This is a genomic window from Sandaracinomonas limnophila, assembly GCF_004005965.1.
GTDB classification, from domain to species: Bacteria; Bacteroidota; Bacteroidia; order Cytophagales; family Spirosomataceae; genus Sandaracinomonas; species Sandaracinomonas limnophila.
The window spans coordinates 472837-491944 of sequence record NZ_SACY01000003.1; the positions used below are offsets into that span (position 1 = coordinate 472837).

A 19108-nucleotide genomic window follows, 5' to 3' on the forward strand; every position below is an offset into this window, starting at 1 on the left:
TGCAATGCAAGGCTTTTTTATTCTATGAAAAACACAAATCTAATCGTTGGTTTTATTCAAGCAGCCTTATCAGTTGCTTTAGGGGCATTTGGTGCACACAGTTTTCACGATTTCCTATTAGCAGCAAACCGAATAGATACTTTTGAAACTGCTGCTAAATATCAAATGTATGGAGCATTTGCTCTTATTTTGGTAGGCATTTGGCAAAATCAAATGAGCAATAAAATTATCAGAAGAGGAAGTAGATTATTGATTGCAGGAAGTATAATTTTCCCAGCATCATTGTATTTAATTTGTTTAACTGGCCAAACCTTTTGGGGAGCAATTGCTCCAATTGGTGGTTTATCCTATATTTTAGGCTTTTCTTTCATGGCCTACGCAGCTTGGTTAGCATCAAAAAATTAGTGTTTACGTACTAATTCCAAACTATGCCAAACAATTTGTCCCATTGTCTCGCATTGTAAAAATCGATTGTCTTTGTAATGATTTGACAACTCCTTTCGCAACTGTTTTACATTTTCAAAAGGTGCAATTTCATCTTTTGCCATCACTTCCATTAGGTCATATACCCGCTGACTTTCAGATTTCAATCGACTTGCTATCATTGACCGCTCTTCAATTTGGTATTGATGCATAGACTCTGAAGTCATGTATTTCATTCCCAAATCAATTAAGGGATTATTCTGTTTGAAATATTGAGGTAAATAAACGGATTTTTTGCCCTCATAACATTGCTGATCAAAATCGATAGGTCGAATTCTGTAATAGATTTCTTCAAAATCTGGCGTTGTAATAATTACATAATTGGCGCTGTGCATATCGCCCAATAACTGGACCAAACAACGCTCATTAAACTTCACAAACTCTTTTGCCAATCGGATGGGGGCCTCTATACTTTCTAGATCCTCTTGGTTTAAAAATACATCACCGGGTACCCCCGCAATGTGTTCTTCAACAAGTGTATTCCCGTAAGTCACATAATTGATACGATTGGGTGACAAAATATGTTCCAATTCCAAGCCATATACCCTGCTTGCGTCTGCTTGTTTAATATAAAAATAATCGAAATTGTCGTTTACCTCATTAACTATTCGAACACGAAATGGGAAGGTGTTGCCATAAGTACAAAAATCGACGCGATCAATGACAAGGTGTTTGATTACATCTTCGTTTCCATCCGTCTTCAAATCTGCATAAATTCTTTTCAAGGCCTCATAAACCTCTTGCTGATCATTTGGAGAATAATAGACTGTTTGCCAAAGTGTATCCTTTCCGTTTTTGTCGTACAAATTAATAGCATTTTCATACCGATGTAAATCCTCATAAGAAATAGTCATCGGGTATTCACGGTTATATTTAATTAAATATTTCCGCAATTGATTATTGATCCGATAGAGCTCTTTTTTCTTTGAGATTAAAGCCATTATTCAACAAAATCGAGGTTTTTATGAAACGTATCCTTCAATTGAGAAAGTGCAAAAAGCGCAAATGTAAAACAAATAACACCCACAATGGCTGCACTATTTAAAAGTCCAACAGACGGAATTAAAAATTTAAAAAATAAACTTATGGGTATCAATGCCCCACGAACAAAATTAGGAACAGTTGTGGTAACGGTTGACCGCAAATTTGTTCCAAATTGCTCAGAAGCGGAGGTAACAAAAACTGCCCAATATCCTCCAAAAAATCCCAAAGCAGTAATAATCACTTTTGCCGTAACAGTATCAATGTCTTTTAATAAAAACAAATAACTAACCATTATTAGGATAGAAACAAAAATGAAATAATTCATCACTTTGATTCTACTTTTCAATAATTGACTGAAATAACCCGAGGCAAAATCGCCAATGGATAATCCCAAATAACAATACATCACAGCATCACCTCCAGTTATTTTGCCATCAATCCCAATCAATTGAGTGATTTCGGGTGAAGAAAAAGCTAAAATTCCAATGATGTACCAAATGGGAACACCCATTAAAATACAATACAAATACCTTAAAAAGATTTCCTTGTTACTGAATAATTGAAAGAAATTGCCCTTTGATATTCCTTTATCCATTTCATTATACAAATTGGATTCAAAAGTACCTAAACGTAATAAAAGCAGGGCTAATCCCATTCCACCACCGATAAAATAGCAGGTTCTCCACCATTCGGGATCCATACTTAAATTCGCAACAATAGGAGCAAAAATAGCACCAGCAGCTCCTACTCCAGCAATAAACAATGTTCCAATTCCACGTTTTGAGGTAGGCAAACTTTCATTAACCAGGGTAACTCCTGCACCTAATTCTCCTGCGAGACCAATTCCTGCAATAAATCTTAAAATACTGTATTGATTGATATCTGTAACAAAACCATTGAGAACATTTGCTAGGGAATACATCAAGATTGATCCAAACAAAACAGATTTTCTTCCTTTTTTATCACCAAATATTCCCCACAAAATACCTCCTAGCAACATGCCCCCCATTTGAATGTTCATTAAATTCAAACCGGCATTTAGGGTTTGGTTTTCGTCAAATCCTAAACTTTTTAAACTGGGATTTCTAACAACTGTAAATAAAATTAAGTCATACACATCTACGAAATAGCCGAGGGAGGCTACAGCAATGAGCAATTTTGCTTTGGAAGAAATTTTATCTGTATTCATAGGTTTAATTTATCTTGACAACATATCGGAACGATGTGCATCTAATTTCAGAAAGATAAACAATAAAATAGTAAAAGACCAAAGCGATGAGCCTCCGTAACTAAAAAAGGGAAGTGGAATACCCATTATGGGCATTAATCCGATGGTCATACCTATATTGACTAAAAAATGAAAAAAGATAATTCCCACCACTCCATATCCATAAGCCCTGGCAAATCTGGATCGTTGTTGATCCGCTAAATACATTAAGCGCCACAGAAACAGCACAAAAAGTCCAATGACTACCAATACTCCGAAAAAGCCTTGCTCCTCACCAATGGTACAAAAAATAAAATCTGTACTTTGTTCAGGTACAAAATCAAATTTAGTTTGAGTTCCTTGCAGATACCCCTTTCCAAAAAATCCACCTGACCCAATGGCGATTTTAGATTGAGTTAATTGATATCCCAGTCCACGAGGATCAAATTCAGGATCCAATAAGACCTTTATTCTATTCCTTTGATGCTCCTTTAACACATTATTTACTAAAAAATCTACTGTTGAAGTAATGGCCATGATACATGCAATCCCCATCGCCAATTTCAAATAGGTTTGATACATCCTTTGCAAATAAATTGGCAAGGAAAGAGCAATAATAATAGCTACAACTAGTAAAACAATGAATATATTCAATGGTTTAACCATCAGAGCCAAAACCAAAATGGTGATCACTGAAAGCAATAATCCTGGATACCTACCGGGTAATCCTTCACGGTACAACAAAATCAAAAAGGAAGCAAATACCAAGGCAGAACCTGTTTCATTGGAAGCAATTATCAATAACATGGGAAGGGCAATAATCCCTGCTGAGGTATATTGAAATTTGAATTTGGTTAAATTAACCTGTGGATCATTGAGGTACTTCGCTAATAAAAGTGCAGTGGCTGTTTTTGCAAACTCAGCAGGTTGAATCGTAATTCCACCAATTTTAAACCAAGAATGTGAGCCATTGATGGTCACTCCTAAAAAGGGTACGGCTATCAACAAGAGGATAAATGCGCCATAAATGAGTGGGGCAAAACTCTCGAAAAATCGAAAATCAATAGCTAAAATAAAAATAATCAACACCATACTTGTCCCCAACCAAATCAATTGTTTTCCAGCATTGGTTTCGTAAAATAATGGATCAAAAATCCAAAGAGGAGCTTCCGGATTATAGACTGCTGAATAAATATTCATCCAGCCCATTACAACAAACAGGAAATACAAAGAAACCGCCAACCAGTCGAGTTTACCGTTTTTCATTTTTTGCTGTATCTTTTTTAACTTTATAATTGGCAGAAATTACATTTGACATATAACTCATGTTCAAAAATTTGGTCTCAATTGCCTTACGATCTACTTTTCCTTTTAAATATTTCTCAACTACCAAGGAGGCAATTGGCGCTGCTGCAAATCCACCAAATCCGGCATTTTCAACAAATACAGCAATAGCAATTTTGGGATTATCCATAGGGGCAAATGCAATAAAAATGGAATGGTCTTTCCCTTTTTGATTTTGCGATGTACCTGTTTTTCCGCACATCACAATGTCAGGAATTCGACCCTCTGATCCAACAGTTCCATGTAAAACTGCATCACGCATTCCAGCTATAACTACACCAAAATATTTTGAATCAACCCCTACAGGAATAGATGTTTTATAATAAGGGTCAATTGTATGTTTCTCACCAACTCCTTTTACCAAATGCGGAGGAATGTACCATCCACGATTGGCAATAATTGCAGCCAAATTTGCCATTTTCAAAGGACTTACTACCAACTCCCCTTCTCCAATACTTAAGGAATAAATGTTAGAAAACTTCCATGTATTTTCTCCTTTATAAATCCGGTTGTAATAATCAACATTAGGCAAATTGCCTTTCTTTTCATTACCTAAATCGACACCCAACTTTCTACCAAAACCAAAATTTGCCGCCAATTCTTCCCATCTTTTCAAACCTTGCGCTGAACGCTCAAAGGTATTTCCACTAGTCCCATCATATAAAATTTTTCGAAATGCGTGATAAAAATAAGGATTACAAGACCACTGAATAGCATTGTGCAAATCATTGTGAGAGGTATTGTGGCTGTGACATTTGACAGGGGCACCTGCATGCGTAAATACGGACCCAGCATTGATGATTCCCAATTGTTGACCAACCAATGCCTGCACCAATTTAAAAGTGGAACCAGGTCTATAATATGCTGAAGGAGGCCGATTGATCAACGGTTTCATTGGATCCATGGCCAATTTGCCATAATATTTAGAAAAATTTCTACCAGCTAGCAAACTTGGATCATAAGATGGCGCTGAAACCATTGCTAAAACCTCCCCAGTTGAAGGTTCAATGGCTACCACTGAACCTACTTTGTGCTGCATCAAACTATCAGCATATTCTTGCAATTTGATATCAATTGTAGTGTATAAATTTTGTCCGGCAATGGGATTAACGTCCAATTCACCATTTTTAAAAACCCCTTTTTCCACCCCATTACTATTAACCATCCGATATTTAATTCCGCGTTGTCCACGCAAAGCCTCTTCGTAAAAAGATTCTAAACCACTAACTCCAACCAAATCCCCCTGGCGATAATAGTCATCCTTTTGCTCCAAAAGTCGATTGGGAGAAATTTCAGCTACATATCCGAGAGCATTTGAGAAGGCTTTTGATTGATAGGTTCTATAAGAATTTGTTACGAAAGAAAATCCTTCAAAATCAATCATTGCATCTTGGGCACGAGCAAAATCTTCTTTTGATAAATTGCGCAGAAAAAGAAAGGGCTTTAATTTACTATATGCCTTAGCTCTTTTCATTTGCTTTAAGAAATAGGTTTTATCTATCCCAAATAAACTGCAAAACTTTAAAGTATCACGAACAAATGCCTTTTTGGGCGTCACATATAAATCATAGATTGGTGTATTGTAAACTACCAACTTATGCTTCCGGTCATAAATTTCTCCTCGGAAAGGGATTTGAATTATTTTTCGAATAGCGTTATTATCTGCCGCCTTCATGTAGGAGTCGTCAAATACCTGCAAAAACAATAACTTCCCAAGGAAAGCTAAGGCTATGCAAAGAAAAAAGAAAAAAATGATTCGGTTTCTACCGCTAAACATCAAGAATTAATGAAAATTATAGCAATTTAAACATATTTTAGCGGAATTTGGGGAATTATTTTGGCAAACTTTTAATCAATGCTATCATAGCAACACAAATGAATCCCAAAGAAAATCCTAAGGTAAACCAAGGTTTACTCGTTAGAAAATAAGCATCTAAATATCTACCCAACCAAACTCCCACCAAAATGGTCATCAACATTTGAAAGGCAGCACCAACATATTTTTGATAGGGATTCATTGTCAGAAAATTTACACGAAATATGCTAAAATTATCTGAATTTCGTTATAAAATCTTGTAAATTTGAAAAATTATCGAAAACCGCATGAGGAGGTTCCTAACCTATATTTTTTTATTGGCCACTTTAGCTTCCTGTTCACAGTTTAGTAAAAAACCCGCTTCTGTTGCATTTCATAATATCAATGCCAAATACAATGCTTTATGGCAAGCTGAACGTGTTGAGAAAGAATTAATCAAAAAAATTCAAGAGGACCAGAAAGAAAATTACCGTAACCTATTACCCATTTTCTATTTTCCACCCACTCAATTAGCCGCGAATTATAAATCAGATGTAGATAAAATTATTAAAAAAGCCTCATTGGTGATAGACCGGCATCAAAATTCGCATTTTATAGACGATGCCTATTTAATGATTGGAAAGGGTCGGGTTTACCAAGCAGATTGGAAAAATGCGATTGAAACCTTCAAATATGTAAATTCAATTGACCCAGATGAAACGCGACAAATAACATCCTTATTAGATTTGTTTAAGGTTTATATACAAACGAATGAATTTCAGGAAGCCGATCGAGTAAATGAATTTCTTTTAAGTTTTGATTTAAATAAAGCCCAAAAAAAAGATTTTTACCTGTTAAAAGCCTGGTATTCTCAAAAAAAACAAGAGCCTTTGCAAATGATTGCCCTTCTGGAGGAAGCCTTACCTTTAATCAATAATACCTCAGAAAAGGCAAGAATACTGTACATTTTGGGTCAAGTAAATTTTCTTCAAAATAGAGAAGCGCAAGCAATTACCTATTTCCAACGTGTTAGTGAAAATAAATCAAATTACGACTTAGCTTTTCAAGCCAAACTAGCTATCTACCAAATTAAAGACAATGAAGCTGAAATCTTAAAAATGCTCAAAGAGGGCAAAAATGAGGAGTATAAGCCATTTTTATATGTTGCCTTAGGTCAAATTTATTACCAAAAAAATGATTTTAACCAAGCCAAATACTACTGGGAATTAGGTGCTAAAAATGCCGACCAAAAAGGAGAACTTTTTCTTCAATTAGGACATTTATTCGCCAAACAATTTAGAAAACCCAAAGAAGCAACCATTTTTTATGATTCGGCAATGGTTTATTTGAATAACTCACATCCAGAATACCAAGAAATAAAAACAAGTTCCGACAAATGGAAAAAATTTGGTGGCCTGCTTGATGAAGTCCATTTAAACGATTCCTTATTAACACTTTCTACCAAAAGTGATGCAGAATTGATGCAAATTTACACCAAAGCGATTGCTTCAAAAATCCAAAAAAATGATTCAAGCCGAGTAAATAGCATTAAAAAAATTGAAATCCCTCAAATAAATTTTGTTCGAAGACAAAGCACTCCAGAGCAGCAATCATTTTACTTCTACAATGACCTAGTAAGACTTAGAGGAGAACAAGAATTTATTGGAAAATACGGTTCAAGAATTTTGGAAGATTTCTGGAATCGAAAAACTAAAAATAATATTATAAATACTTCTGAAACCAGTTCTACCATAGGCCCCAATACTGCCTTACCAAATAATGCTTTAGCCATTACAAATAAAAATCAAAGTAAGGAGTCGGTAAAAGATTCTTCTACAATTTGGTTAGAAAGTATACCTCGGACTCCAAAAGAAATAGCCTTAACTCAAAAGAAAATTGAAAAGTCAATCTTTGAATCGGGCAAATTTGCCAAATTTGATTTAGAAGATAATACCTTGGCAAAAGAACAACTGCAGGTATTACTTAAAAGATTCCCACAAACAGAATTTGAAGCTGAGGCACTTTATTTATTGTATTTAAGTGAAGTCAATGAGCCAAAGGAAAGGGAAGTTTTCAAAAAAGCTTTGATTGAAAAATACCCTGAATCGCATTTCAAAACCTTACTCATTAAGAATGAAACCGGAACTTTAAGCGACAACAAAGAATTGGAAGCCCAGAAATTATATGAGAAAGCATTTAATTTATTCAAAGAAGGGCAGTTTGAAGAGTCATTTAGAATATGTATAAATTTAGATAATCAATATCCAGGAAGCCATTTAGAGGACAAAATCGTATTTTTAAAGGCCTTAAACAAAGGAGCTTTAAAAGATTTTTCAGCTTATGAAAATTTCTTAAATTTGATTGTCCAAAGTTTCCCAAAAAGTAAGTTAAAAGCAGAGGCTGAAGCCCGATTAAAAACAATCAAAAACAGATAAAATGATCACTTTTGAAGCCGGGAAGTATCAAAAATTGATAAAGTTTTTTTACAAATCATTTATCGCCCTTTTTTTGGGTGCTGTTTTGTTTATAACGGCCGTAAATTATAATTTTTTCTGGCTCTTTGGTGGAATGCCAAGCTTGCAAGAACTGGAAAATCCAAAAAGTCAGGAAGCTTCCCTAATCATCTCAGAAGACGGACAAGAAATTGGTAAATATTTTAGAGAAAATAGAAATCCAGTAGAATTTGAAGAATTATCTCCTGCCATCATTAATACCTTAATGGCCACAGAGGATGCTCGATTCACAACCCACTCAGGCATTGATTTTAGGTCTATGTTACGAGTTGTTTTCACATTAGGAAGTTCTGGAGGAGGTAGTACCATTTCTCAACAATTAGCCAAAAATCTTTTCAATACGCGAACTTTAGAATATGGGGAAGAAGATCCTATTTACATGGGGCTTCTCATGAAGGTGGGTGGATTAAAAACAGCAATTGCTAAAATAAAGGAATGGATTTTGGCCATCAAATTGGAGCGCAGGTACACCAAACAAGAGATTATGGCCATGTACCTAAACGAAGTAAGCTTTGGAAACAATGCATACGGCATTCAGGTAGCATGCAAAACTTATTTTCAAAAAGATGTAAAAACAGTTAGTCTTTCAGAGGCAGCAACCCTAATTGGTTTATTACAAAATCCATCGTTATATGATCCTCGACTTCGTCCGGAAAAAACTTTAGCGCGTCGAAATACCGTTATTGGTCAGCTAGCAAAGTACGATTATATAACTGAAGATGATGCAAGCAAAATGCAGGAATCACCTTTGAACCTCCATTTTAAAGTAGAAAATCAAAATACAGGCACTGCACCTTATTTCAGAGAAGCTATCCGGAAAGAGGTATTAGCTGCTTTAAAAGAAATCAATGAATCTAGACCTGAGGAGGAACAACTAAACCTTTATACATCAGGACTGAGAATTCATACGACCATCGATTCTCGCATGCAAAAATATGCCCAAGATGCAGTTTGGGAACACATGCAGGCAGAGCAAAAGCTCTTTTATGACCATTGGAGAGGTAGAAATCCTTGGGTAAATGAAGAAATGAAGGAGATGAAGGGATTTCTTCGAGATGCCATGAAACGCACCCCTCGTTACCGCGAATTGATGGAAACCTATTCGAATGATGAATTCAAAGTTTGGGAGGAATTGAACCGCAAAATTAAAATGTCGGTATTTTCCTATAATGGAGATATAGATACCTTGATGAGTCCCATGGATTCCTTAAACTACTACAAACGTATCCTGAATTGTGGAATGATGGCGATGGATCCAACAAATGGACACATCAAAGCCTATATCGGTGGAATCAATTACAAATACTTCAAATTTGACCATATCACTCAAAGTAAGCGCCAACCTGGTTCAACCTTTAAACCCTTTGTTTACGGTGCGGCTATTGAAAACGAAGTAGCTACTCCTTGTGATAAAATCATAGACGAACCCGTAACCTTTGGTGAGGAAGACGGCTTAACTGGTGGCACTTGGACACCACAAAATTCCGATGGGAAATATTCTTATGAGAATCTCCCTTTGAGACGTGCAATGGCACTTTCTATCAATACTGTTTCCGCTAAATTAATGAAAGCCCTAGGGCCCAGCAAAATTGCAGACTTTGCTCATAAATGTGGGATTGAGAGCCCTTTATATGAAGGCCCAGCCCTTTGCCTTGGTGCCTCTGAAGTAAGTGTGTATGAACAAGTTTCAGCCTACAGTACTTTAGCTAATTTGGGAGAACGAAATGAACCGATTATGATTTTAAAAATTACAGATAAAGTAGGTAATGTTTTAAAAGAATATTCATCATCGGCCAAAGCCGCAATAAAACCCGAAACTGCCTATTTAATGACCTATATGTTACGTGGTGCAGTGGATGAACCTCTTGGTACTGCGGAAGGTCTTAAACGAACTTCAATTGTTGCAGGGAATGAAATAGGTGCCAAAACAGGTACTACTTCCAACTTTTCAGATGGTTGGTTTATGGGAGTAACCCAAAAATTGGTTGCAGGAGTATGGGTAGGTGGAGATGATCGAAGCATCCACTTCAGATCCTTGGCCTTAGGTCAAGGAGCAAAAATGGCTATGCCGGCCTACGCAAAATTTATGGAAAAGGTTTATGCAGATCCAAGCTTATCCATTGAGGGTTATCGAAAGATGCCATTCCTAAAGCCTGAAAATCTTCAATTCGATTTCTCCTGCGGAACAGCACCCCCCGATTCAACAGCAAGCAATTAAAGTAATTTAAACACTTTTAGAGGACCTCTATTTTGTCCAGCAATAAATTGATTTTGAATTCTAATCAAAGACTTAGCATCTGCTGGAACTTCGAAGCCTGAATCGCGGTAGAACTTAAATCCACCCTTTCCATTCCCAAGTAAAACACCACCATTTGAAGCATCATAACGGCCAATAAATACTTCATTGCCATAATTGTTACCCACAAAAATGATGTCTAAATTCTTATCCTTGTTCACATCTGCTATTTGAATTGCATTGATACATGAGAATTGTGCTTCTACCGGAAGTTCGTGTATTTTAAATTTACCCCCACCTACATTTTCAATCCAAACTGATGAGTTTAAATTGAAAGATGACTTAGTTGATTTTTTCTTTTCCTCCTCAGTAAAAAAGGTTTCTTGCGTCGACTTTCCATATTCTTTAAAATACACCCAACGTTTTTTAGTGGTAATCAACATCTTATTTACATCATCTTTCCCATGAAGTGGATAAGAATCAAATGCACCTTTTTCATTTACAAAATGAACAAATGGAAATACATCATAGATTCCGTTACCATCTAGATCACCATGAACTACATCCACTGGATGATCTGATGAGGCTTGCAAAAGGGTATTTTCTCCCATATTCCCTGCAACAAAATCTACATCACCATCCTTATCCAAATCTGCAGCTTGAACTGAAGTCCAAAGCCCTAATATTTTTTCAATTCCCGTTTCTTTTTGTTGAGCAAATTTTCCCTTTGAGTTTTTATAAACTTGCACGGGAGTATATTCTCCAGCAATTATCAAATCTTCCCACTTATCTCCATCTACATCTGCAACAACAGCATCACAAATTAAACCTAGATTTAATAATTCAGGAGCTTTTGAAGAAGTTACATCCTTAAACTGAATTTGTCCCGATTTAGAAACATTTTCAAAAAGTCGAGAATTTGTGGCCTTAGGATATTGGAAAGGAATATTTCGACCACCTACAAACAGATCCAAATCCCCATCATGGTCAAAATCAATAGACTTAACAACTGAATTACTTTCAAAGAAATTTGGTAAGGCTGTTGGTATCAATATAAAATTCCCCTTCCCATCATTCTGATATATCACATCTTGTAAGGCTGGATCATTCGCTTTATTTTCATTGCCACCACGACAAATATATAAGTCCAAATCATTGTCTTTATCAAAATCAACTAACAAAACCCCCAAATCTTCCCCCATTTTTTTCATCATAGTAAATTCTTTTTCCAAGGGTCTAGCTTTGTAAGTACCATCTGCTTGTTGGATGTAAAATGCACCAGATGTAAATTTAGCACCTCCCATAAAAAAGTCGATTCGACCATCACCATTCACATCACCTTGTGTAAGACATGGCCCCAATTCAGATAATTTATGAGGCATTAAATTCTGGAAATTGAAATCTACAAAATCAAATTCTTGATGCTGCGCATGGTCCAAAATAACGGAAGAAGCATCTGCAAAATAAGGCTTTTCAGGATGTAAAATTGACTCATATGCTAAACTTGCATCAGCTTGTTTTATTTCTACTACCTTATCTATTCCCGGATTAGTAATGACTTGCATTTTATCATTTGGCCATAAAATCCGTAATTCTTTTATTTTCCTGCTTTTGCCCAAACCGATATGACAAATTGGATCAACACTCGACAAATAACCTCTATAAGGCGAATATTCGTAATAAAAGTATTCACCATTATCATATTTACCTTCAATTTTACACATTAGGGCAGCTTCAGCTGGTGTTCCTTTAGCAGATTTTACTTTTAACCGTAAATAATGACTTTCATTGGGGCTATTTTCGATACTGTTATTTTTATACACAAAAGCTTGGTCATTGATGTTATTTACCACATAATCTAAATCGCCATCATTGTCTAAATCGCCATAAGCAGCACCGTTTGAAAAAGAAGGAATATCAAATCCCCATTCTTTCGAAACATCCTCAAACTTTAAATTCCCCTTATTTTTAAAGGCATAATTTACCACCTTAATCACTGGAATTTGATCTAACAACATATCTTGGGTTGCCAATAAACCTGACTCAGCATGATACATCATAAAATCACGATCTGTTACATCTTTGGGGAATCCATTGGTTATTAGTAAATCCCGATAACCATCATTGTCAAAATCGGTCACAGACGGACACCAACTCCACTCGGTTTCTGCCATCCCTGCTAACAATCCAACTTCACTAAATTGCTTCACATGGTCTTTATCATACACACCAGGATTCAATTGCATGGTATTACGCATGAATTGGTAAGTATAATTCATGTTATTCGAGTTTACATAATTTTGATAATTATTTGCTGGTAAAAACTGCTTTTTACGCTCATTGTTTTTAGGCAACATATCTAAAATCACAAAATCTGCTAAGCCATCGTTGTTAATGTCATTGACTTCATTTCCCATCGCAGCTTGGCTCGTATGCTTGAAATATTTTTTTGCTTGATCGGTAAAGGTCCCATCTTGATTATTGATGTACAATAAATCATCGGATACATAATCATTCGTCACATAAATATCTGGCCAATTATCACGATTGATATCACAAATTGCTATCCCTAAGCCAAAGCCTTCAATTGTAATGCCTGCTTCTTTAGAAACATTCTTAAAAACAGGATGTTTCAAGGTTTCAGAATATTCATTTTTGTAAAGTCTATCTGTATTTGGATAAGAACCATCGGTTACTTTTGGTCGATAAATGGCAGGAGAATCATCAATTTTATCTGTCAATACATATAAATCCAAATCGCCATCTTTGTCATAGTCAAAGAAAACAGCATGTTGAGAAAAACCATTGTCATTTACCCCATATTCTTTGGCCATTTCTTTAAAAGTTGGGACACCATTGGTTATACCTTGATTAACGAACAACAAATTTTCACGGTCCGTATCTGCAGTTTTCATGGTAACAGACACATAGATATCCAACAAACCATCGGCATTAATATCCACCACACTTACTCCAGAACACCAACGTTTTTTAGTATCTAATCCAGCCTTGGGAGTTACATCCTCAAACTTTAGTTCACCTTTATTTATATACAATTTGGATTCAACAATATTTCCAGCAAAAAATAAATCCTGTAAACCATCTTGATTAAAATCCCCCATACCAACACCTCCACCATTGTACAAGTACTCTTGCGTAAGTATATTCAAGGTATCATTATCCTTTACATCATTTGAAAAGCTTATTCCTGTGTGCGAAGCATCTAATAATTCAAAGGTTTTTTTATCCCCACAAGAGGACAAATAAAACATTGCAAGAATTGCAAAAAACCAGGTGTACTTTTTCATAAATAGTATGTATATAATTCTGCTGAAAAACGCATTAAATATACAAATAAAAGGCTAAATACGCAATTTAAAGAATGCATACAAACAAAAAAAGGGCGGCATAAAGCCACCCTTTTTTTTGTATTAAGAAAACTTTCTTAGTACCCAGGATTCTGAGTAAGGATAGTTTCTTTTTTGTTCACTAAGTCAATCTCAGATTGAGGAAGAGGCAATAACGCATGCTTAGCTTGGTAAGCGCCTTTCTTAGGTAACGTGTTTGGTAAGTGACCAGCAGAAGACTCATAATCTAAGTAATTATTGATTTCTGTTACGTCAGTACCCCAACGAACTAAGTCGAAGAAACGGTGGCCTTCCATAGCTAATTCTAACTTACGCTCAAAACGTACAGCAGATCTTGCAGCAGCTTTATCTGTCCAAGCAGCATCGTATGTAGCAATTTTGTAGTTAGCAGCATTAGCACCTGAAGAACTCTTCACGAAACCTGCAGAATTTGCAGCACGTGTACGAATTTTGTTCACATATTCTTGAGCTTTAGCCAAAGAACCAACTTCGATTTCGCACTCAGCTGCCATTAATAATAAGTCAGCATAACGAATAACTGTGTAGTTCAATGCAGTATAACCAGGAGTCCAAGAAGAGTTATCTTGTAACGAGCCTTTGTCAGACTTGTAGTAAGAATATTTCTTTGGAGAATATGGTCCACCATTTGGTTGGTTACGGATCCAAGCAGCTCCTGGGTGATCTTGCCAATCTAAGAACATGATACCACGACGACCAACTGTCCAGTCTAAACGTGGATCTAACTCTCCTGCATCTGGTGTAAATGACGCCTCAGAAGTAATACCCATGTCAGTTTTAACTTGGTTAGCTCCTGTGTTGTAAGAACCATCTAATAATGGTAAACCATTTGCAGTACGGTATGAGTTAACTAATTCGAAAGATGGTTGGAAGAAACCACAACAGTTACCAGGACCATTAGGACCTGTATTGTATGGCCAGTTCAAGTCACCATCAGAGTTTGCATTGTTTACAGAACCTGTGTTAGATGCAGCTTGTACAGCAAAAATAGACTCAGAGTTGTTATCATTTGATGCTTTGTATAAGTCACCAAATTTATCCAATAAAGCATATTTCTTACCGTTAGCCGTTACACCTGAAGCGATACAAGCATCGAACAAAGTCTTAGCTCCTGCATAATCTTTTTGGTATAACTTGATCTTTCCTAAGTATGCAGCAGCAGCCCACTTGTTAGCACGACCAGCAGCACCTTGAGTTTCAGGCAAGTTTGTGTATGCAAAGTTCATATCCGCTACGATCAAAGGCCAAAGATCTTTATCGTTTTTAACGACAGTCAAATCTTGAGTCTCATCAACGTAAGGAGTTTTGTTGTAGTTACGCGCTAAAGAGAAATAAGCGTGTGCACGTAAGAATTTAGCTTCAGCTTCAATTCTTGTTTTATCAGCAGCTGTTACATCAGATGCAGCAACTTTTAATAAACGTAACACGTTATTCGCACGAGCGATGATTTCATACAAACCTCTGTAGTTATCGTTGATAACACCTTGAGTTGATTGGTATGTATACGTTTGGATAGGGTTAATATCCGAGAAGTCACCTGGGTCAGTTCCTTTGTTAGCGTCACCACCACGTACAGAACCCCAAACCCAGTTCCATGGATGCACCATACGTGTACCCGAACCAGAAAGCATAGAATATGCTGCAATTAATGAACCCTCAATACCTTTCTTAGAAGATAATTGAGCTTCAGAGATTGAACCTGCAGGAGAAACTTCTAAGAAGGTATCCTTACAAGCGAAGCCAAGTAGAGCTACGGCTAAAAAACCTGCAGCAACTTTGCCTCTTTTTACTAAATATGATTTATTCTTCATTTCTTATTTCTGATTTTAAATTAAAAACCAATGTTCAAACCTACAGTGTAACTCTTAGTGATTGGGTAGTTACCTACGTCAATACCAAATTGAGTATCCGCGTTACCACCTACACCTGGATCTAATCCTTGGTATTTAGTAATTGTGAATAAGTTGTTAGCTGAAGCAAATAATCTCAACTTGTTCATTTTCAATTTAGATAATACACTTTGAGGCATTGTGTAACCTAAAGTTACAGTTTGCAATCTGATGTAATCACCATTTTCTACGTAGAACGAGTTAGCTTGAGTATTTGTAGAGAAGTTTGAAGCAGTTTCGAAAATTGGAATAGTAGCGTTTGGATTGCTAGTAGACCAAGAATCTTTCACACGCTCACTGATTGCAGCACCTTGGAATGAAGGGAAGAAGTCAGTAAACCACTTAGATGCATTGAAAATTTTGTTTCCAAAAAATCCGTTCGCTTGTGAAACTAAGTCAAAGTTCTTATAAGATAAACGTAATGTTAAACCTGCAGTGAATGTAGGAACTGGAGAACCTAAATAAGTTCTATCAGATGAGTTGATTTGTCCATCACCGTTGATATCAACATAACGGAAACGACCAACACCAGCACCATCTTGCTTAGGAGCAGAAGCTACCTCAGCAGCAGATTGGAATAAACCAGCTACCTTGTAACCATAGAATGAAGAGATAGAGTATCCCAATTGGTTACGGATAGGAGTTAATCCACGATATCCTGGGTTGATTGTTGAGATGTAAGTTAAACCATCAGCAATACCAGTAATTTCGTTTTTCAAGAAACCTGCAGTAACACCTAAATCATAGTTCAAATCAGAAGTGATTTTACCTTTAGTGTTTACAGCGATATCTAAACCTTTGTTAACCATTGAACCAATGTTAACTGAAGGAGCAGCAGCATCAAAACCGTTTGTAGCAGGGATAGGTAAAGCTAATAATAAGTCTTTAGTATCTTTTTGCCAGAAATCAACGATTACATCTAAACGACCGTTTAAGAATGTACCATCAAAACCAACGTTTTGAGTAACAGCAGTTTCCCACTTAGCATCTGGGTTACCTACACGAGTTCTGTAATAACCTTCAGCAACTGAAGAGTTAGATCCGTTGATATCATATACTGAACGACCAATGTTCGTAGAGAATAATGAATACTGGTTGTTTGGATCTACTGGGTTAGAGTTACCCATTGTACCATAACCACCACGGATTTTCAAGTCATTGATCCAAGTCAATTCTTTCATGAAGTCTTCAGAAGAAATTCTCCAAGCTGCAGAGAATGCAGGGAAGATACCATAACGGCTGTTAGCACCGAAACGAGAAGAACCGTCACGACGAACAACTGCAGTTAAGATATACTTGTTATCGAACATATAGTTCAAACGACCAAAGATCGAAGTAAAATTAACACCTGAGAACTGAGAAGAGTTTACTGTCTTACCAGAACCAGCAACTGTACTCATGGTGATATAGTTAGGATCGATTGAGAATGGGTTGAAACCACCTGCTGACATGTTACGACCAGTACCTGTGTTCAATGCCTCTTGACCTACTAAAACATCTACGTTATGCTTTCCAAATTTTTTCTTGTAGTTCAACGTGTTTGTTAAAGTCCAAGCAAAAGAATAACCAGCACCTTCGTTGTAACCAAACGCTGAGTTGTTCTCAGAGTTTTCGTACTGTAAACGAGAGTATGACCAGTTGTATTGGTTGTTATATTGAGCACCAACTGAAGAACGAGCTGTTAAACCTTCAATGATATCCCACTCAGCATATACGTTACCAACACCAGATGCGTTAAAGCTTCTGTTGTTTAATAAACCTGTTTGGTTAGCAACTGGGTTACGAGGGTTGTTGAAACCTTTCGCTGCAGTACCAGCCCATCCACCGTTTTCATCATAAACTGGGATGATAGATGGCATACGGAACGCTTGTAAGATATCGTTCTCATCTTGTGCAATACCTTGTCCACCAGCACCACCTGTCTGACCTAATGTCTGACGGTAAGTAACCTGCATGTTCTCTCCGATACGTAAGTTTTTCAACACGTTGAATTCAGAGTTAGCACGGAAGCTATAACGCTTAAAGCTGTTAGACATCAAGATACCTTGTTGATCTTGGATACCTAAACCTACATAGAAACGGCTACCTTCACCACCACCAGAGAAACCTAATGAATGACGGTGTACTGGAGCAGAACGAGTAATCGCTTTGTACCAATCAGTACCTGTTTTGTTTGCACGAACAACTTGATAGATAGAACCAGCAGTAGGATCTACGTTGTATTTTGATTTCCAATCAGCTGGAGCAGATGATTGACCAGCAGCACCACCTACGTTGATATATTCTGGCAATACTGGAGTAGCACCTGAACCAAATTGTGGGTGATTTGGAGTAATTCCTGAATTTTGGTATCCTTTCCAAGTCCAGTTAGCGAAATCAGTTGGATTCATCATCGCTTGACCAGTTCCTGGATCAGTTACACCATACATTGCATCATAAGAAACATTTAATTTCTTAGCTTGCTTAGTACCTCTTTTAGTAGTATATACGATTACACCGTTAGCAGCACGAGCTCCATAGATAGAAGCAGCAGCCGCATCCTTTAAAACTGTTACGTTTTCGATATCATCTGGATTGATAAAATCAGTAGAAGGAACTGGCAATCCGTCAACTATATATAAAGGATCGTTAGAACCCGCTGGACCGAATGAACCAAATCCACGGATACGAACCTGAGAAGTAGTTCCCGGCTGACCGTTGGTAATTACAGTTACACCGGCAACACGACCTTGTAATTGTTGTTCAACGTTACCTGAAGGACGAATTGTTAATTCAGTTGCTTTAACGATAGATACCGCACCAGTAGTCTCACGTCTGTTGTCAATGGTATAACCAGTTACAACAACCTCGCTCAACTGAGATACGTCTTCGTCTAATACTACTGAAACGCTAGATTGAGATCCAACGCTTACGTCTTTAGCTTTGTAGCCTACTGCAGTAACTTGTAATACGCTACTTCCAGACTTAACATTTACAGAGAAAGATCCATTTACATCGGTAGTTGTACCTGTAGATGTACCCTTAACTAAAATACTAACCCCTGGAATTCCTTGACCATCAGGTCCAGAAACCTTACCCGAAACCTTACGGTCCTGAGCAAAAGAAGAGAAACTTCCTAGCATTACCATCACTAGTAGAAGAAAGCCCCCAATTTTTTGGTAAAATTTGTTTTTCATAATTAGTTAAAATAATTGTTAAAAATGTTTACAGTTTTAAATGGTTTTGGATTTTTTTGAATTTACCTCCTTTCATTTGTTTGGTTAAAAATAGT

At 36.7% G+C, this 19108-nt stretch carries 11 protein-coding genes; 3 read left to right on the forward strand and 8 right to left on the reverse strand.

The window, feature by feature from the left end; translation table 11 throughout:
• Positions 1 to 24: 24 nt before the first annotated feature.
• A complete protein-coding gene (locus EOJ36_RS08240; protein WP_127804221.1) occupies positions 25 to 405 on the forward strand; it encodes a DUF423 domain-containing protein in 381 nt (126 codons plus the stop codon).
• Here the strand turns inward: EOJ36_RS08240 and EOJ36_RS08245 are convergent.
• The 5 genes from EOJ36_RS08245 to EOJ36_RS08265 are packed head-to-tail and all read right to left on the reverse strand — an operon-like array spanning position 402 to position 6036.
• Positions 402 to 1424, reverse strand: a complete 1023-nt coding sequence (locus EOJ36_RS08245) for a hypothetical protein (protein ID WP_127804223.1) — start codon at positions 1422 to 1424, stop codon at positions 402 to 404. The two genes, EOJ36_RS08240 and EOJ36_RS08245, sit on opposite strands and share 4 nt — an antisense overlap.
• Positions 1424 to 2656, reverse strand: coding sequence for an MFS transporter (locus tag EOJ36_RS08250; protein ID WP_127804225.1), 1233 nt, complete (start codon positions 2654 to 2656; stop codon positions 1424 to 1426). The genes EOJ36_RS08245 and EOJ36_RS08250 overlap by 1 nt, the downstream gene beginning before the upstream one ends.
• Positions 2657 to 2665: 9 nt before the next feature.
• Positions 2666 to 3940 (reverse strand): rod shape-determining protein RodA, encoded by a 1275-nt coding sequence (rodA, locus tag EOJ36_RS08255; RefSeq protein WP_127804227.1) that lies wholly within the window; start codon positions 3938 to 3940, stop codon positions 2666 to 2668.
• Positions 3927 to 5795: a peptidoglycan D,D-transpeptidase FtsI family protein gene (locus tag EOJ36_RS08260; protein ID WP_127804229.1), complete on the reverse strand. Its 1869-nt coding sequence runs from the start codon at positions 5793 to 5795 to the stop codon at positions 3927 to 3929. The genes rodA and EOJ36_RS08260 overlap by 14 nt, the downstream gene beginning before the upstream one ends.
• Positions 5796 to 5850: 55 nt before the next feature.
• The gene (locus tag EOJ36_RS08265) at positions 5851 to 6036 is read right to left on the reverse strand and encodes an AtpZ/AtpI family protein (RefSeq protein ID WP_127804231.1); all 186 of its coding nucleotides are present in this window, start codon (positions 6034 to 6036) and stop codon (positions 5851 to 5853) included.
• Between the two features lie 85 nt (positions 6037 to 6121).
• Between EOJ36_RS08265 and porW the strand changes: the two genes are divergently transcribed.
• Both porW and EOJ36_RS08275 read left to right on the forward strand, forming a co-directional pair.
• Positions 6122 to 8248, forward strand: coding sequence for a type IX secretion system periplasmic lipoprotein PorW/SprE (gene porW / locus EOJ36_RS08270; protein ID WP_127804233.1), 2127 nt, complete (start codon positions 6122 to 6124; stop codon positions 8246 to 8248).
• A 1-nt stretch (position 8249) separates the two neighbouring features.
• A complete protein-coding gene (locus EOJ36_RS08275) occupies positions 8250 to 10544 on the forward strand; it encodes a penicillin-binding protein 1A (RefSeq protein WP_127804235.1) in 2295 nt (764 codons plus the stop codon).
• Here the strand turns inward: EOJ36_RS08275 and EOJ36_RS08280 are convergent.
• The 3 genes from EOJ36_RS08280 to EOJ36_RS08290 all read right to left on the reverse strand — a co-directional run bounded on the left by EOJ36_RS08280 (position 10541) and on the right by EOJ36_RS08290 (position 19013).
• Complete coding sequence (locus EOJ36_RS08280) at positions 10541 to 13870, reverse strand: VCBS repeat-containing protein (RefSeq protein WP_127804237.1); 3330 nt, start codon at positions 13868 to 13870, stop codon at positions 10541 to 10543. The two genes, EOJ36_RS08275 and EOJ36_RS08280, sit on opposite strands and share 4 nt — an antisense overlap.
• A gap of 137 nt (positions 13871 to 14007) precedes the next feature.
• Positions 14008 to 15759, reverse strand: a complete 1752-nt coding sequence (locus tag EOJ36_RS08285) for a RagB/SusD family nutrient uptake outer membrane protein (RefSeq protein WP_127804239.1) — start codon at positions 15757 to 15759, stop codon at positions 14008 to 14010.
• A gap of 20 nt (positions 15760 to 15779) precedes the next feature.
• Positions 15780 to 19013 carry a SusC/RagA family TonB-linked outer membrane protein gene (locus EOJ36_RS08290; RefSeq protein WP_127804241.1) on the reverse strand — a complete coding sequence of 1078 codons (3234 nt, stop codon included), beginning with the start codon at positions 19011 to 19013 and terminating at the stop codon, positions 15780 to 15782.
• Between the last annotated feature and the right edge of the window lie 95 nt (positions 19014 to 19108).

Bases quoted from the DNA above. Each gene is read 5' to 3' on its own strand.
- EOJ36_RS08245 (WP_127804223.1), bottom strand. From the start codon at position 1,424: ATGGCTTTAATCTCAAAGAAAAAAGAGCTCTATCGGATCAATAATCAA.
- EOJ36_RS08285 (WP_127804239.1), bottom strand. From the start codon at position 15,759: ATGAAGAATAAATCATATTTAGTAAAAAGAGGCAAAGTTGCTGCAGGT.
- EOJ36_RS08240 (WP_127804221.1), top strand. From the start codon at position 25: ATGAAAAACACAAATCTAATCGTTGGTTTTATTCAAGCAGCCTTATCA.
- EOJ36_RS08250 (WP_127804225.1), bottom strand. From the start codon at position 2,656: ATGAATACAGATAAAATTTCTTCCAAAGCAAAATTGCTCATTGCTGTA.
- EOJ36_RS08275 (WP_127804235.1), top strand. From the start codon at position 8,250: ATGATCACTTTTGAAGCCGGGAAGTATCAAAAATTGATAAAGTTTTTT.
- EOJ36_RS08260 (WP_127804229.1), bottom strand. From the start codon at position 5,795: ATGTTTAGCGGTAGAAACCGAATCATTTTTTTCTTTTTTCTTTGCATA.
- EOJ36_RS08290 (WP_127804241.1), bottom strand. From the start codon at position 19,013: ATGAAAAACAAATTTTACCAAAAAATTGGGGGCTTTCTTCTACTAGTG.
- porW (WP_127804233.1), top strand. From the start codon at position 6,122: ATGAGGAGGTTCCTAACCTATATTTTTTTATTGGCCACTTTAGCTTCC.
- rodA (WP_127804227.1), bottom strand. From the start codon at position 3,940: ATGAAAAACGGTAAACTCGACTGGTTGGCGGTTTCTTTGTATTTCCTG.
- EOJ36_RS08280 (WP_127804237.1), bottom strand. From the start codon at position 13,870: ATGAAAAAGTACACCTGGTTTTTTGCAATTCTTGCAATGTTTTATTTG.
- EOJ36_RS08265 (WP_127804231.1), bottom strand. From the start codon at position 6,036: ATGAATCCCTATCAAAAATATGTTGGTGCTGCCTTTCAAATGTTGATG.